The sequence below is a fragment of the Sinorhizobium sp. Y406 genome, assembly GCF_058732025.1.
The window spans coordinates 1-15,297 of sequence record NZ_CM178975.1 but is presented as its reverse complement, the minus strand read 5'-3'; the positions used below and the strand labels follow the sequence as shown (position 1 = coordinate 15,297).

Below are 15,297 nucleotides of genomic sequence, written 5' to 3'. Positions count from 1 at the left end.
ACACCATGGGTGGCATATTGTTCCGGAAGCACCGGCCGCGGCTTGCGCGACGGCCTGAAACCCCGGTCATTGCTCGGGTTGACCGCCACGAACAGCCACCGGATCGGCTCCTGCGGGCGGCTCTCTCCCCTATTCGCCAGATCGGGATAGCGGCGGCAGGGCAACAAACGGGTCGATCGCAAGCACACCCAGCGGTTCGAAGTGTCGCATATTCCGGGTCAGAATGATCAATCCATGCACCTTCGCCGTGGCAGCGATCGCAATATCCTCGAAGCCGGGTTGGTGGGCACGTGCATCGTCAAGGATCTGGCCGGCAGCATGCGCACACTTCAGATCGAAAGGCAGCAATTTCTGCGCGTAGAGATACTCGATGGTCTGCCACCATTCCGTCAGTCGTTGTGCCTTTATGGTAGCGCCTTCTCGTTCCGCCTTCGCAATACCCGATTTGACCTCGGCAGCCGAAATGACCGACAGGAAAAGATGCGCACTGGTTCGATCAAGCCATTCGACAAGTTGCGTGACGGCCTGACGTTTGGAGGGCGCCAACGCCGATATGACGTTCGTATCGACCAGGAACATCAGAGGTCGACAACGCGGCTGGGCTTGTCACTCCGGATCGGGATATCGCCCTCGTCCCCGGGAAAGGACGCCAGCAATCGTCCGAAGCTCGGAACGTGCAAGAGCTTCTCGTATTCGTCGAACGAAAGCACGACCGCTTCCTTCTTGCCGTGCCGGGTGATGATCGCGGGATTACCGCGAACGGCCTGATCGACAACGGCGGATAGGGTTGCCTTGGCTTCCTTAAGCTGGATCTCTCTCATAGCGGCCCCTCCGAATATGACTACTGTAGTCATATAGCGAAATCAGATCGCCAGAACAAGTGCCAGACATTCGGCAACCCCCACGTCCGCATTGTGTGCAGTTCCGGCAGGTTACCGCTGCGCCACCGGCCGCACCAGCGGTGTCACGCGACGGATCGTGACGCGGCGGTTCTCCTGCTCCGCCTCCGGCGTGCGGATCTTCAGGAAACGCTCGCCGTAGCCCTGGGTGACGAGGTTTTCCGCGGGAATGCCGTAGACCTCCGTCAGGAGCACGGCAACGCCTTCGGCGCGCCGGTCGGAAAGCACGAGGTTCGACTGGTCGGAGCCGACCGCATCCGTATGGCCTTCGATGAAGAAGGTTTCCCCGGGATCCCTCGCAAGGATTTTCTCCATCGCCAGCGCCACGTTGCGAAGCGTCCTTGCCTGTGACAGCGACACCTCGGCACTTCCCGTCGCGAAATGGATCGTGTCGAGATCGATGCGGCGGACCTTGTCGCGAAGGCGGGCCGAGTACCGGACTTCGTCGATCGTGTAGACCCGCTCGACGGGCTCGACCGGCGGCTCGCTCAGGAACGCGTAATAGTCCCGATCCGGATCGTCGGCGTAATCGATGATATATTCGTCTACCGGAATGGTCAGTCGCATCGGCGGCAGCTCGTAGCCGACGTCGAAGATCGCCGGGCGACGACGGTCTTCATAGTCCGGCGCATAGATCATCACATATTCGTTGCCGTCACGGTCGACGCGCGCACGTGACACGATATCTCCGTAACGGTTGTAGATGGTGACAATCCGGTAGCCGTCCGGGCGGACAATCGTTTCCCGGACGCGACCACCCGAAAGATTGTCATAGTAGGTCTCTTCCGCATGCTGCCGCAGGCGCGGCCGGTCGTCGCCACGCACGAAGATGCGATCGCCGGCGCCGAGGATGACACGATCATCGACCTCCTCGACGACCCTCAGCTCCGTCACGTTTCTCTCGGTGGTCTGGTTAATGGTCGTGTTGTTGATCACCGTATTCTTGATCATCGTATTGTTGACGATATTGGTCGTCTCGGGCACGGCGAAGGCCGGAGCTTCCTCGAAGCGCTCGCCTTCTTCGCTCAGCAACGCCTCGATTCGCTGCGGAAGTTCCTCCCTGACCTCGGCCGGGATCGCCATCTGCGCGGCAGCATCGTCCGTCGGAGGCGCGACCTGCTCTTCACGAGCGCGCAACTCTTCTCGCTGTTTGCGGCGGGCCTCGCGTGCACGATTGCCGCTGATATTGTCGGCATCCTTGTCGCTGTCGAGCACAGCCGCGCCTCTTTCTACAGGAAGCACGATCGTCTCATCGGTGGAGGCCGGATCCTCTGCGATCTTCAGCCTCTCTTCTTCCGTGCGTTCATCGACCACCTCGGGAACCGGCTGCGCTCTGCCCTTAGCCCGAATCCGCTCGGCAGCGGCAGGTTCTTCCGCATCCGGCGCAACCCGCATTTCTTCCTCGGCAGCCCGCTGCGTCGCAGCCTCACGTTTCTTGCGGAGAGCCCTTTGCTGCTCTTCGGCCTGCTGCGCTTCCTGCTCGGCAGCCCGCTGCGCCTCGGCCTCACGCTTCTTGCGGACAGCCTTTTGCTGCTCCTCGGCCTGACGCTTCTTGCGGACAGCCCTTTGCTGTTCCTCGGCCTGCTGCGCTTCCTGCTCGGCGGCACGCTGCTTCTCGGCCTGACGTTTCTTGCGGACAGCCCTTTGCTGCTCTTCGGCCTGCTGAGCCTCCTGCTCGGCAGCCCGCTGCTTCTCGGCCTGGCGCTGCTTGCGCAGAGCCCTTTGCTGCTCTTCAGCCTGCTGCGCCTCCTGCTCGGCGGCCCGTTGTTGCTCCCGCTCGGCGCGACGGCGAGCCTTCTCCTCTGACCGCTGCTGCTCTTCGGCGCGACCTTGCCGCTCTCCTTGGGATTCTTCCTCGGCAGCACGCTGCTTCTTACGTTTCTTCAACAGCAGCAACTCCTCGGGCGACAGCTCGCCACCCTGATCCTGCGCTACTTCGAACGGCGCCTCGAGGCTGCCGGCCAGCGCCGGTTGAACCGCAAGGCAGGTCGCGAACACCGGCAGGGCCACGGTGGCGAAAAATCTGGATCGAATCGACATTGTCTTCCTTCCTCCTGGTCGCGGCCCTTCGCGCGCTGGCCCCCGTTCACCGGCCGCAGCGCGCGTTGGCAGCGCGTCGGCAGAGGGCCATGATCCGCGGTTCCGGCTTTTTTGTGTCAGTCGGAGCTTTCGCGAGTTGCAACGCAACAGCCGCGGATCGGATCCTCTCAAGGCCTATCGGAGGCGACATTAACCATGTCTGAACGAACCATTCATCTCACCCGCTCCCAGATCGGCGATGGTCCCCGCGTGACTTTCCCCGCATGACCGGAGTCTCAATCTTACGGCCATCCCGAAACCGCGGGATTCATTCGGCGCATAGCGGCTCACGACTGGCGGAGAGGCCGCCGCGCGTGTACATAGCGGTGGATTTTGGGTGAGAAATTGGGGTGCCGACGGCGGTGATGAGGCGACAGGCAAAGAGGGCCGAAGAAGACTGCGTGGACCCTGCTCGGACGACAGAGCGGGTGACGACCTTTGCCGTGCACGTCACCGAACTGACGAGGAGCTTTCTTGAGCGATATTTCCCCGACCGCCGCTTCCATTTCCTGCCGAAAGACCTGAGCGAGCGCGACGTCGAGCATGTCTGGAAGCCGCGAATCCTCAGCCATGAAACATGCGAGCTGCTCGTATGGGGGCCGGAGACCGCGGCGGCGGTCTACGGCGCGAAGACGAGGCGGCGCGTGCTCGTCATCGGCGAGGTGGAGGACGACGCGTCGATCCGCTATGGCGCTCCCGTGACAACGATCTCGTGCGCCTTGCCGCAGCGGAACAGCCGCAGGCGAAGATCCACTCCAAGCCGCATCCGGATGTGCTGAACCCCATTTGCCCCGACCGAAAAGAAACTCAGCCTTCGACTAATGCGAGACGTCATCTAGGATTTAACGCAGCTGGTGCTTCCGGACGTTGCGATGCATGTTAGCAACATATTAAGTGGATAAACAGTAGAATTACGATGGCCCCGAGGGCCTCATTATCCGGCTCACGGGGGCCAAGCTAGAACCCGGATCGACTAGCCTGCCATGCTGGGGAGGATAGAAAGCTGATGTAATCCGTACGGCCTAGTCCATATGGCGCCCTCTACCACCGCAACAGGCTGAATAGATCATGACGTGCGGGAAGTACGTACTCCGCAACATAATTGGCAAGTCGTTGAGGGATTCAAGAGGCAGTTGCTCCTGCCGGCCGCTAATGGTCCTCTTGCCGGCCTTCAAACAGTGCCACGCATCCTGAAGGTAGGTGGGCCTTGGCGATAGGGGTATTTACTTACACGGAGCATCACGTGCTCCTCAGAATGATCGAGACCGCAACAACTGTGTGCTGAAACAGCACAACGCACGAGAGAAGCATGCCCGCCACCACTACTTACGCCATGTCCGGCAACGCCTACGTCGATGGAGTCCTCGCGGGCTCGAAATGGGCCGTGGAGGATTTAACCTTCAGTTTTCCGACCAGCGCGTCGTTCTATGGCTCAAATTACGGATACGGTGAGACGACAAATGCCTTCGGGACATTAAGCGCTGTCCAGAAGACAGCCGCCCGCGCCGCGTTCGGACAAATTTCGTCCGTCTCCAATGTGACATTCACGGAGATCACCGAAACCTCAAGCAATCACGCTGATCTGCGGCTTGCACTGTCTGATGCGCCGAGCACCGCTTGGGCATATCTCCCGTCCGCTGCCGCCGAGGGCGGAGACGCATGGTTCAACAGATCGTCCGGTTACTATGTCGCGCCCACGAAAGGCAATTATGCCTTCGCAACGTTCCTGCACGAACTGGGCCACGCACTCGGGCTTGACCACTCGCATGAAGGCAACGTGATGCCCGCGGACCACGACTCCATGGAATACACCCTGATGAGTTACCGCTCTTACGCTGGTGCCACTTTGGATGGGGGATACACGAACGAGACTTGGGGTTACGCTCAGTCGCAGATGATGTATGACATCGCCGCTTTGCAGCACATGTACGGCGCCAATTACGCCACACACAACGGCGACACGCTCTACTCGTGGAGCCCGACGACCGGCGAAATGTTCGTCGATGGCAGGGGCCAAGGAGCGCCGGGCGGCAACAGAATCTTTCTCACGGTTTGGGACGGCGGCGGCAACGATACGTATGATTTTTCAAACTACACTACGGAAGTGAAGGTCGATCTTCGGCCGGGCGAATGGACGACAACATCCGCTTCTCAATTGGCAAAGCTCCGCTACGACGGCTCGAAGATGGCTGCCGGCAATATCGCCAACGCGCTGCTATGCAACAATGACTCTCGTTCGCTTATCGAAAACGTGAAGGGAGGATCTGGTAACGACTCCATCGTGGGCAATGCTAAGGACAATAGACTTGAAGGGGGAAGCGCTAACGACTGGATTATGGGAGGGCCGGGCTCTGACATAGTCGACGGTCAAGCAGGATGGGATACAGCCTCATTCGAGTTCAATTTGACGGATACGGCGTTCGCATATGGCGACCGCGCCATGCTGATTGAAAACAATGGCTCGCGGGATCGCCTAATTTCAATCGAAGAGTTGCAGTTCTCGGACCGCACGGTAGTCCAAGATGACGGTAACCCTTTGGTTGACGACATGTACTACTACACCAACAATCACGATGTTATTCAAGCTCAGGTGGAGGCCGAACAGCACTACCTTCAATTTGGATGGCTCGAGCAGCGTGATCCAAACAGCTTCTTTGATACTTCAGAATATCTGGTGACGTATCGCGATGTCGCCGCAGCTGGGATGAATCCGCTTGAGCATTACGCACAATTCGGCTGGAAAGAAGGGCGAGATCCATCACGGCTATTCGATACTTCAGATTATCTTCGTCTGAATCCAGACGTCGCGGCAGCTGGGATGAACCCACTTAGTCATTATCTCTCGTCCGGAATATATGAGGACCGCACGATCGATAGCGGCACTGTGATGATTGACGATATGTTCTATTTCAGGAACTATCAGGATGTAGCAGCAAGCCGCATCGATCCAGAGCAGCATTTCGAGCAATTCGGATGGCGCGAAGGCCGCAATCCGAACTCATTCTTTGACACGTCCGGATATTTGTCGACATATGCCGACGTAGCCGCTGCCGGAGTTAATCCGCTGACACATTATATTTCATTTGGCTGGCGTGAAGGACGAGACCCTTCGGCCGGCTTCGACACTGAAGGATATCTCCAACTGCACCCAGACGTTGCTGCGGCCGGATTGAACCCTCTGGAGCATTACTTGGCCTTTGGACGTAACGAGGGACGAAGCGTCGTGGACGACGGTCTGTTTGGATAAATTGGGAACGGCAACAAGAAGAAAGGAAGAAAGTTATGCATTACTGCTAAAGCGCATCAAAACCGTCCACAATTTTGGACGACCTGCATTGCATTAGAATTCTGTGCTGTCCTTGAAACTTGCTACCAAAAGCGCAGCGATAGTCCAGAAAACGAGGCATGAGAGAAATACCATACCGGCATCGGTTAGCGCGCGAGGGTACAGCGCATATTCAGGCTTAAACGGCGGAACGACCACAACGAGGTACAATTGCTGTTTGCTGACGTTGCGTCTGGCTTCTTCGTAGCTCGCCCGGGCAAGTGTGTATATTTGCTCTGCAAATTCCTGCCTCAATTTAAGAAGCTCAAAATCCTTTAATTGCAGTGAGACAGAAGCCTGCTCCTTGCCTGTGAGCATGTTTTGGAGTTTGCTGATTTGAGTATTGATAACATCAAGACGCGCACTCAAATATCGATCACCCGGCCGCCCCTTTACGCCCATTGTGTCCGCCACGGCCAATCTGCTCTCCAATTCAACCTTCTGAATCGTGAGGCTCGACATAAGTGCGGTAACCTGCTTCGCATTCTGAATCGGGTCAATTGTTTGGTTAGCTTGCTGGAAAGACAGCATTTGCAGGCGCACATCCGCCAATTCCGACATGCTTCTTTCTACTTCCTCCTGCGCACGTCGCAACGCGTCTTCTCTGCTCCTGCGTGATATGTCGTTGATCAACTTCTCGCTTGAGAGTACAATTTTTTGCGCAAGCGAAAGGGCGTCTTCCGGACTGTAAGCGCGCACCCGCAACGTCAGGATGTTTGAAAGTGTATCGACCGACGCGGTGACTTTCGTTTTCCAATAATCCCAAAGCTCTTCTATATACTCGCTGGAATCCAACCGCGACAGCCAGTCAATATTCTTCCGATCGTACAGAGATGCAAGAAGCTCTCGTCCACCGACATCCTCAATCACTGAACGACTTTTTATGTAGTCAAGAATGATACGAGAATCCTGCGCCGTCGACCCGCTTTTTGTGATGCCGAGTTTGCTGATGAACGAACCCGCGACATCCGAGAGCCCGGAAGATTTTCCTTCCGATTCGGCGGCGGTTCTCACCGTCAGTTTTGTCTCGGCCACATAGACATCGGATGAAACTGCGGCGTAATAAATCAGCGCCAGGATTGACGGCAACATGACCGCGAGCAAAAAGCTTCTGACAAGCAGGTGACCGGCTCCGCCGTCAGATATAGTATCTTGCTCCGCCTCACGGCTGCCTGCAAAAAAATGAACTCCGCTTTCTTCCTTAAGTCGAAACCCGCCAAGACGGCGAACGCCCTTTATTCTCGATACGGCAACCTCTCGCATACCATTCATATGCGAGAACAAGGACACAGATGAGACCGACACTTTTCGACCATCATCAGTGCCCTCCTCTCCCTCCAACTCTTTTTCACGATTTATCATCATCATCTTCCGACGTTGCACCCCCGCGCCGAAGGCCTCTGAGTTGCTCTTCCGCAATTTTTAATCCGCTTTCAACCGCTTCGCAGGCGAAAGAATAAAGAGCGATATCTTCATCGAGCAAATCCGCGACGAGCCCGATCTCTGAAAGAACCGTGGCCAGTTCAACGGTGCCGGACATGCTTTCCAGCTCACAATCGTTCATGACCGCCCTTCCCAGGTTCTCGTCCACCATTGAAGTGAACTCCGAAAACAACGGGCGTACACCGACCACATCGATTTGGGCGAGGTTATCGAGGGCGACACTTACATTCCGCCTTTGCAACTCGGCTTCCGGCGAGCTGCCAAAAACGAGGGTCATTGGTGAGCGAAAGAGTCTCCTGTTTTCCGGCGACATTTTCCGGAATCCCGTCAAGACAGACTTGGCATCGGAGAAATTCATCTCTTTGACAAAGTCCAGAACATCCGCATATCGTGCGAGCGAAGGATTTCTATTCATCCGCTTCGGCTGTTTAGCCAGATGCGCGATAAACAAAAGCCTTTCCGCCAAATCCTCAAAGGGATCCCTAAGCAGCGCAGCCGTTACATATTCCTTTTCCCGTATCGGGCTACTGTGCCTGGCCCAGTTCGGTTGGCCCGCAACAAAAATGGAGCTGGCCTCCTTGTTGACGATGATGGCTCCGATAGTTTCAATCGGCAATCGCTCCACGATCGGATAGGACAACGCAAATAATCCCATAATCCGGCGCAAGATTTTCACCTGAGGAAAAAGACTAGTATCTACAAGAAGAAATCTCTTTTCCAAATGCCAGTCGGGATTGACCCTGCGATAAAATGGCAAGCCGCTTTCCGCCTCGATTAGCGTGACGTCAGCTGCCTCCTGCAGATCGGGCACCACATTGTCGTCGATCATAAACCCAGCCATGCCGCTAGCGTGCATACCAAGATCACGTAAATCAGCCCGCAACACATTCGCGGCCAATGTGACATCCGCGCGACCAGGTATGCGAACGATAAAATGCGGAACTTCGCTCGGATTGTCCGGCACGAGCCAGCCGGAAATAGAGGGCCCGCTGTCAATGTCAACGTAAAAGTGCATAAAGTCTTCCCTTACGCTGCGGTATTGTCGCGAACGAGCATCGCTAGACCGGCAATGACTCCCCATAACAGAAATGCAATGCCCGCTATGACCGCAATCATCAGGGATCGCTTGGGGTAAAGAGACGCTTCAGGGCGGCTCGGTGGCACATAGGTGAGAAGGTATGACCGCTGCCGCTCGCTGGCCAACCGGGCACTCTCAAAGGTCGCAACGGCCAGTTTGTACTCGTTCTGTGCAATCGTCAGTTCGACCTGCTTGTCGGCAAGAACACTCGCCCTTACAGCCAAGGTCGAATCGACCTGCGACGGATCCGTTCGCCCTGCAACCTTGTTCTCGTAGGTCGATATCTGTACGCGCAAGGCATCAGCTTCCGCTTCCAGCGAGACCAATTGCGGCGCATCCGGCGCATTATTCTCTTTCACAGATGCGACTCGAGTCTCTATCTCCGTAAGTTCGATATGCAATTTCGTCAATAATTCCGAATAGGCGTTAGCGGCTAGATCGACATCAAGAATGCCGGCTTCGATACGCGCATCCCGCATTGCCGCTGTTGCCGCCTCAAGGCGTTGCTTCGAATGCGCAAGTTCACGTGAAGCCTCATCCAGTACGTTGGCCTCATTGCGGCGGGTTAACCGATTGACCATCTTCTCGGAAAGGCGGACGATTTCTTGAGATAACCGCAGACTATCTTCGGGAGAAAATGTGCGCACCCGAAGTGTGACGAGTCCGCTGGTAGGGTCAACGCTCAAATTAATCTGGCCGTTCCAATATCTTACGAACTCCTCGATTGGCAAATCGGCGGGCGCTTCGGCAACCCAATCCCACGTTCCAGGGTTGAACATGCGGCGCAGATCAAGTGTCTTGTGTATTTCCTGGACGATCTCTCTGCTCTTGACATACTCGGCAATGATCTGACCATCGCTTGATTGCGCGGAACCCAGAATCGACGCAATGCCGGCCACTGTTTCAAGTCCCGTTTCATCACCGGAACGTACCATGAAACGTGTTTCGGAGACATATTGGTCAGAGGCGATCGCCGTCAAATAGATGACGCTGACCGCCACAGGCAGCAGGAAGACGGCAAAAAAGCTCGCAACAAAGAACATGCGATAAAGGCGATCGGTTCGGCGTGCGCGAAAGCCGCCGCCGCCGCTCGTGACGGGACGGGCAGCGCGCGCACGGCGAGCAACGCGACGCAACTCGATAGAGATCGCTTTTGACCGCGACAACACATCGCTCTCACTTATGGCGCTGGCGCTTTGCTTCGCGACGGTGCTCATTCGATCGCAGACCTATTCATTCAACTTATTGTAGAGCTCAATGGCGTCATCGATATTGGAGAACTCATGCATCACACCGTGCGCCAAGACGATCGCACGACTGCAATAAGCGCGAATCGTATCCATCGAATGGGATACCATAATGATGTCCGACCGTGCTCGGCGTCTGGCAAATTCCTCGTTGCATCGCGCCTGAAACCGGGCATCGCCAACAGCGGTAACCTCATCAATGAGATAACACTCGAAATCGATCGCCATCGATAGGCCGAACGCCAGTCGTTGCGCCATGCCCGACGAATAGTTTTTGTACGGTTCGTCCATGTACGCGCCGATCTCGGCGAAGTCTTCTACGAACTCAACCGCCTTGCGCGGATTCTGACCATATATTCGCGCCACAAACTGAACATTTTCCCGGCCCGTCATCGCTGCATGAAGGCCTTGTCCAAAACCCAACGGCCAGGATACCCTGCCCGAGCGCTTTATATGCCCTGAATTGGGTAGTTCCGTGCCGGCTAAAAGCCGCATCGTGGTGGATTTCCCGGCGCCATTAATCCCCAATATCCCATAGGACGCCCCAGCACGAAAACTCATGGATACGTGATCCAATATAATCTTTGTATTACCTTTGGTACGGTAAAACTTAAAAACATTTTGTAATCTGATCATGCCGACAGCAGCTTCCCTCTCAAGAAGCGTTCGCCCGCTAACCCGCAGAGGAAGCAGACTGACGAAAACCAGAAAACATAAGATTTTGACAGCATTTCATCGCCGTAGCCCTCGTAATAGGAGGAACGCAGCCATTCGACGAAATGGAGAAGCGGATTGAACCATACTATGTTCCTGACCTCCTGGCTATAGGAAGATGGAAGAACAAATACGCCAGATGACATGTAAAACACTATCATTAGCAATATAAATAGGACCTGCCACATTTTAAATATGGAATACAGAATCATATTTAGATAGCCCAACGATATCGCGAAATAAATAATCGAAATAACAGACGCAGCCCACACATCCGGCTGAGCTGGAAATATATCAATACCCAAGACTGTCATTGCGGACATGTAAATAACTACAACCTGCAAAGAGGTTAAAATCTCAATCAAAGCCCGAGCGACAAGCACATCGAATGCGCGAACGACCGGAAACATAAACAGGGAACGCCCATGTTCTATCGAAAGCCCCATCATGCGAGCGGGATAGAGACACAGAACGTAAGGCAAAACGCCGGTAGAAATAAAGACTGCCGGGTCGGTTCCCAGCGGGACAACGCGATTGGCTGATGTCATGATAATGACGATGGCACTGAGATGGACAAGCGGCCAAGCCACTACCAAAAGATAGCCGACATGCGAACGCCCAAAACGGGTTCGCATGTCTCTCAACACCAGAGCTGAAATGACGTTCCAGCGGGCCTTCAGCATATTTGACTCATAAGCAGGCTCTTCAAGTCGTCCGATTTGCAGAACTCGTCACCTTTACGTTCTGATACGCTGCATTGTCCGCTGATGTAAACCAGTGACGAACTTCGGGAACGTCATCCACCGCCACCACACGCGGATAGGAACTGTCTATGCTGTAGGCGGGATTAATGGCAGGATCGAGGAAGCAGTCAGCGCGGTGTATACGCTTCAAATTTGCCGATTCCTTCTGAAAGCGGATACGATTTGCGCCAGCTTCATCCGAGCCACGGCTGACCGATTCGTGGTGGTAAAGGCATGCGAATGGTGTCCAGACGATGCGATACCCATTGTTGTAAGCTCTCACGCAGTAATCCACGTCGTTGAAAGCGACGGCGAAATTGTCCTCATCCCAATCGCCCAATTGTTCAGCACATCTCCGAGTTATCAGCATTGCGGCACCGGTAACACAAACCATGGATGAACGAACATGCAAGCGATTTAAATGCCCTCCAAATTCACTATCCTTTTGCAGATACCAGTGACCAGCGAGGCCACCCAGCCCGATAATCACGCCAGCATGCTGGATAAGGCTGCCGGGATAGAGTAGCTTTGCCCCGACAATGCCAACATCCTGATAGTTTACACATTGGACCATTTCGGACAGCCACTCCTTGTGAATAACCTCGATATCGTTATTCAGCAGCAGGAATAGATCGCCTTTGGCGAGCCCGATACCTCGATTAACTGAGCGCGCGAAATTGAACGGCTCAACCTTTATCTCATATCTGAAATTCTCGTGTTTCGACTTGTACTCACGATAAAGGCTGAGAACCTTATCGTTATCCGACCCGTTGTCCACAATGATTACTTCGAAGTCTCCATAGTCTGTCTTTTCGAAAAGCCCGGTCAGAACGGTATTCATTAAACCATATGAATTCTTGTTCGGTATTATGATTGAGACTTTGGGTCTCTTCAACTCCGCAAATTCGACTTTATGAAGGCTGGGACTAATTGCCTCGCCCACTTCGCAAGTCAGACCTTTTCTCAAGAATGCCTCTTTGATGGCTCTTCTTGCATTCGTCGTCGCCCGTTCGAGAAACTTCATGGAAAAGGTTTCGCCAGCTCGACGCCACCAGTATGCCGGATAAGGTATGTGAAGAACCTCGGCATCATCGAGAGCATCCAAATATCGCAAGAGGAGATCGTAGTCCTGCGAGCCTTCGTAACCAACCCTTAATCCCCCAATCTCATGAATACGATCCCGGAGATAGATCGAAAAATGATTGATGTAGTTGACTCCGGACAATAGCACCGGATCATATGCTGGCTTCAACATAGCATCCAGCGCTTGGAGATCATCGCTCACTTGAATTTCATCGGTATAGAAGAATCTGGCATGAGGATTCTCTTGGATTGATCGGGCAATAACCTGCAATGCATAGGGCCCGATGACATCATCGTGATCAAGAAGCGTAACCCACTTGCCTTCCGCGTGGCTAAGCCCGAGATTCGTAGCCGCAGAGATGCCGCCATTTTCTTCGCTAAATATAATTTTAACGTCAGGCCGCATGCTTTGACGGCTTGCGAGCCATTGCCGGGTTTCATCACTTGCGGAGCAATCATCGACAAGAATAAGCTCCGCACCGTTGATTTCCTGACCATCAAATGAATTGATTATGTCTTCGAGGTGCTTGGTTCTCGCATTGTAAATAGGAACGACAATACTTAGCCAAATACTAGGAAAATCATTAAGAATGACAGGCGCCATCGCGGATGCGGCCTTGCGCATTGAATCAACATATGCCTTGACCTCAAGGGACTGCGATGTGGCATCATTGTCGCGTGCAGATGATCTTGAGCGCAACGCCTTGTACCAATCCGGAGATAGTCTACTCACCTTTTCCAAATGAATTGAGCTGAAGTGAAAGGACCCGCGGCGTTCACTGGGATCTAAACGCAAGGCCTTCACATCACGCGGAAATTCAACGAAGGCAATTATTCGTTCGGAAGGCTGCACATAGCCTAAGTCGACAACGCTTTTCTCAGAGAAGCCCTCACCTATATCGTAATACAACTTCAAATTAATCAGCAAGGATGATTTCTCTGCGCCAGAGATCACAAATTTATAGATCCCCTTCTTAATCTGCTTATTGGAAACAAAAAAAGGATCGTTGTTCTCCATTTTCCAGAATATCTCACCGCCCTCTGCGACCTCCCGCAGGCCGCTAACCGGTAGAAAGTCGAGAGCTATCTTGCCTTTTCCGGGTCGAACAAAAGAACGCTTGTACTTCTGCCCATCGTCTGAAGGTTTCGTTCTGCGTCCCTCGGCCATCCCGAACATCAGATAGTGCTGGAGGGGATTGATGCCTGCCTCCAACACGTCCGGATACTCGGACAAATAGAAAGCGGAGCTAAATGACGGGTGCGGATCATATCCCGTCCAAGCGCCTTCACGCCAGTAGTGTAGAAGCGGGTTGACCGTGCCGATCCGCGGCTCCTGCTGAAGATACCAGTCCGGCGCAAACAATGGGTTAGGCGACCGTCCTTCTGCGCAGCCATAGCGCATGAAATGCACCCATGGATCCATGCCTTCTTCTGCTACATCAGGATAGGTCTTTTCATACCATTCAGCATCGAAGATGGGAGTCGGCTTCCCGTATCTCATGCGCGTCGCTATATCCGACGCCGTAGTTTTCAACCAACCTTTCGTCTTCTTCATTTTCTTCTTTTCTGAACTTCCCTCGGCAAAAGTGTTCGGTTCTGTATCCAGGATGGCTGTGGCAGGAGAAGCGCGTAGGGCAAGCTGCGCTGCCTCAAGCGAACTGAGCACATCTTCTAGGGCAAGTTTCTCATGTTTGAGTGTCTGCACCTCGGCGGTGACTTCATGAACCACTTCTTCGAGGCCGATCAGGTTTGCAAACAATTGACGTTTGTCCTCGCGGAGGAGTTCTACCTCGACGGTGACTTCAGCAAGACTTTTTTGAGCATTCTCGAGAAGAGCATCCCGCTCCTTATATGATTCTATATCGGCATCTCTATCTGATAAGCGGCTGGTCAAGAGGTCCACCACACGGGCTTTTTCGTCCCTGTCCGCGGCAAGTACGCTATATTCCTGATGAAGGGCGGACATATTTAGGCTTAGGCTGCAAAAAGCTCCAAGTCTGGCAAAAACCAGCCTTATTGATCGTGAATCCGATTCATTTTTCGCGGCTTCAAGAAACCGCTTCATCTCATCGTTAACGTTATCTCCTACAGCAATCACGCCCAACCCGTGGCCGTGGTCGAAATTGAATGACGGATAAACTTGCGAAAGCTCTTCAAAAAGCCTGAACACACCAAACTGATCACGGCGAACATTGATATCATGGAACAGGACTATGGCTCGGTCGGAAAGGAGAGGGAGCCATGATTCAAAATCGTGCTTTACCGATTCGTAGGCGTGATACCCGTCAATGTGAAGTAGATCGATACCACCGTCGGAGAAGTAGGCGCACGCCTCATCGAACGTTGCTCTGATCAAGGTTGAAAACGATGAGTATTTTTTCTGATTGATCTCCGTGACGCGCTGAAACACACTTTCATCATAAAATCCGGCCTGTTCGTCACCTTTCCAGGTGTCCACGGCATAAGCTGCAGTCGATAGCCCCTGCCGGTCTATCGCCTGACAAAACGCAAAATAGGACGTGCCTGCATGGGTGCCAAGTTCAACGAACTTCCGCGGCCGATGTATCGCCGTCAGCCAAAAAGCAAACGGAATGTGTTCCGACCAGGCTGATACAGCGAGGGTCTCCGGTATCCAAAACATGGCCGGATGCCACAAATCAGCCACATCACCAAAGCGCGATACCAT

General features: G+C 54.0%; 11 protein-coding genes. 2 read left to right on the top strand and 9 right to left on the bottom strand.

The annotated features are described in order from the left end of the window. Positions 1-129: 129 nt before the first annotated feature. The 3 genes from AC4P1R_RS17085 to AC4P1R_RS17075 all read right to left on the bottom strand — a co-directional run bounded on the left by AC4P1R_RS17085 (position 130) and on the right by AC4P1R_RS17075 (position 2,939). Positions 130-579, bottom strand: coding sequence for a type II toxin-antitoxin system VapC family toxin (locus tag AC4P1R_RS17085; RefSeq protein WP_492178333.1), 450 nt, complete (start codon positions 577-579; stop codon positions 130-132). Further along, entirely contained in the window at positions 579-821 is a 243-nt protein-coding gene (locus AC4P1R_RS17080; RefSeq protein WP_069461202.1) for a type II toxin-antitoxin system Phd/YefM family antitoxin, read from the bottom strand. The genes AC4P1R_RS17085 and AC4P1R_RS17080 overlap by 1 nt, the downstream gene beginning before the upstream one ends. A gap of 111 nt (positions 822-932) precedes the next feature. After that, positions 933-2,939 (bottom strand): OmpA family protein, encoded by a 2,007-nt coding sequence (locus AC4P1R_RS17075; protein WP_492178332.1) that lies wholly within the window; start codon positions 2,937-2,939, stop codon positions 933-935. A gap of 440 nt (positions 2,940-3,379) precedes the next feature. On the opposite strand from AC4P1R_RS17075, the gene AC4P1R_RS17070 reads away from it, so the two are divergent. Next, positions 3,380-3,757, top strand: coding sequence for a hypothetical protein (locus AC4P1R_RS17070; RefSeq protein ID WP_492178331.1), 378 nt, complete (start codon positions 3,380-3,382; stop codon positions 3,755-3,757). 530 nt (positions 3,758-4,287) lie between these two features. Next, positions 4,288-6,225 (top strand): M10 family metallopeptidase, encoded by a 1,938-nt coding sequence (locus AC4P1R_RS17065; protein ID WP_492178330.1) that lies wholly within the window; start codon positions 4,288-4,290, stop codon positions 6,223-6,225. 93 nt (positions 6,226-6,318) lie between these two features. Here the strand turns inward: AC4P1R_RS17065 and AC4P1R_RS17060 are convergent, their stop codons facing one another. Genes AC4P1R_RS17060 through AC4P1R_RS17035 form a run of 6 tightly spaced genes read right to left on the bottom strand, consistent with a single transcriptional unit; the run spans position 6,319 to position 15,297 of the window. Continuing rightward, on the bottom strand, positions 6,319-7,665 hold the full coding sequence (locus AC4P1R_RS17060) for a KpsE/RkpR family capsule polysaccharide export protein (RefSeq protein WP_492178329.1): 1,347 nt from the start codon (positions 7,663-7,665) through the stop codon (positions 6,319-6,321). After that, positions 7,652-8,761: a hypothetical protein gene (locus AC4P1R_RS17055; RefSeq protein ID WP_492178328.1), complete on the bottom strand. Its 1,110-nt coding sequence runs from the start codon at positions 8,759-8,761 to the stop codon at positions 7,652-7,654. Before AC4P1R_RS17055 ends, AC4P1R_RS17060 begins: the two co-directional genes overlap by 14 nt. A gap of 11 nt (positions 8,762-8,772) precedes the next feature. After that, on the bottom strand, positions 8,773-10,041 hold the full coding sequence (locus AC4P1R_RS17050) for a KpsE/RkpR family capsule polysaccharide export protein (protein WP_492178327.1): 1,269 nt from the start codon (positions 10,039-10,041) through the stop codon (positions 8,773-8,775). A 12-nt stretch (positions 10,042-10,053) separates the two neighbouring features. Next, the gene (locus AC4P1R_RS17045) at positions 10,054-10,707 is read right to left on the bottom strand and encodes an ABC transporter ATP-binding protein (protein WP_492178326.1); all 654 of its coding nucleotides are present in this window, start codon (positions 10,705-10,707) and stop codon (positions 10,054-10,056) included. Continuing rightward, positions 10,704-11,468: an ABC transporter permease gene (locus AC4P1R_RS17040; RefSeq protein ID WP_492178325.1), complete on the bottom strand. Its 765-nt coding sequence runs from the start codon at positions 11,466-11,468 to the stop codon at positions 10,704-10,706. The genes AC4P1R_RS17045 and AC4P1R_RS17040 overlap by 4 nt, the downstream gene beginning before the upstream one ends. A 22-nt stretch (positions 11,469-11,490) precedes the next feature. Further along, entirely contained in the window at positions 11,491-15,297 is a 3,807-nt protein-coding gene (locus AC4P1R_RS17035; RefSeq protein WP_492178324.1) for a glycosyltransferase, read from the bottom strand.

What these genes read in the sequence shown, in the direction of transcription:
- AC4P1R_RS17075 (WP_492178332.1), bottom strand. Translation starts at nt 2,939, where the DNA reads ATGTCGATTCGATCCAGATTTTTCGCCACCGTGGCCCTGCCGGTGTTC.
- AC4P1R_RS17065 (WP_492178330.1), top strand. Translation starts at nt 4,288, where the DNA reads ATGCCCGCCACCACTACTTACGCCATGTCCGGCAACGCCTACGTCGAT.
- AC4P1R_RS17050 (WP_492178327.1), bottom strand. Translation starts at nt 10,041, where the DNA reads ATGAGCACCGTCGCGAAGCAAAGCGCCAGCGCCATAAGTGAGAGCGAT.
- AC4P1R_RS17045 (WP_492178326.1), bottom strand. Translation starts at nt 10,707, where the DNA reads ATGATCAGATTACAAAATGTTTTTAAGTTTTACCGTACCAAAGGTAAT.
- AC4P1R_RS17055 (WP_492178328.1), bottom strand. Translation starts at nt 8,761, where the DNA reads ATGCACTTTTACGTTGACATTGACAGCGGGCCCTCTATTTCCGGCTGG.
- AC4P1R_RS17060 (WP_492178329.1), bottom strand. Translation starts at nt 7,665, where the DNA reads ATGATAAATCGTGAAAAAGAGTTGGAGGGAGAGGAGGGCACTGATGAT.
- AC4P1R_RS17080 (WP_069461202.1), bottom strand. Translation starts at nt 821, where the DNA reads ATGAGAGAGATCCAGCTTAAGGAAGCCAAGGCAACCCTATCCGCCGTT.
- AC4P1R_RS17035 (WP_492178324.1), bottom strand. Translation starts at nt 15,297, where the DNA reads ATGGTATCGCGCTTTGGTGATGTGGCTGATTTGTGGCATCCGGCCATG.
- AC4P1R_RS17040 (WP_492178325.1), bottom strand. Translation starts at nt 11,468, where the DNA reads ATGCTGAAGGCCCGCTGGAACGTCATTTCAGCTCTGGTGTTGAGAGAC.
- AC4P1R_RS17085 (WP_492178333.1), bottom strand. Translation starts at nt 579, where the DNA reads ATGTTCCTGGTCGATACGAACGTCATATCGGCGTTGGCGCCCTCCAAA.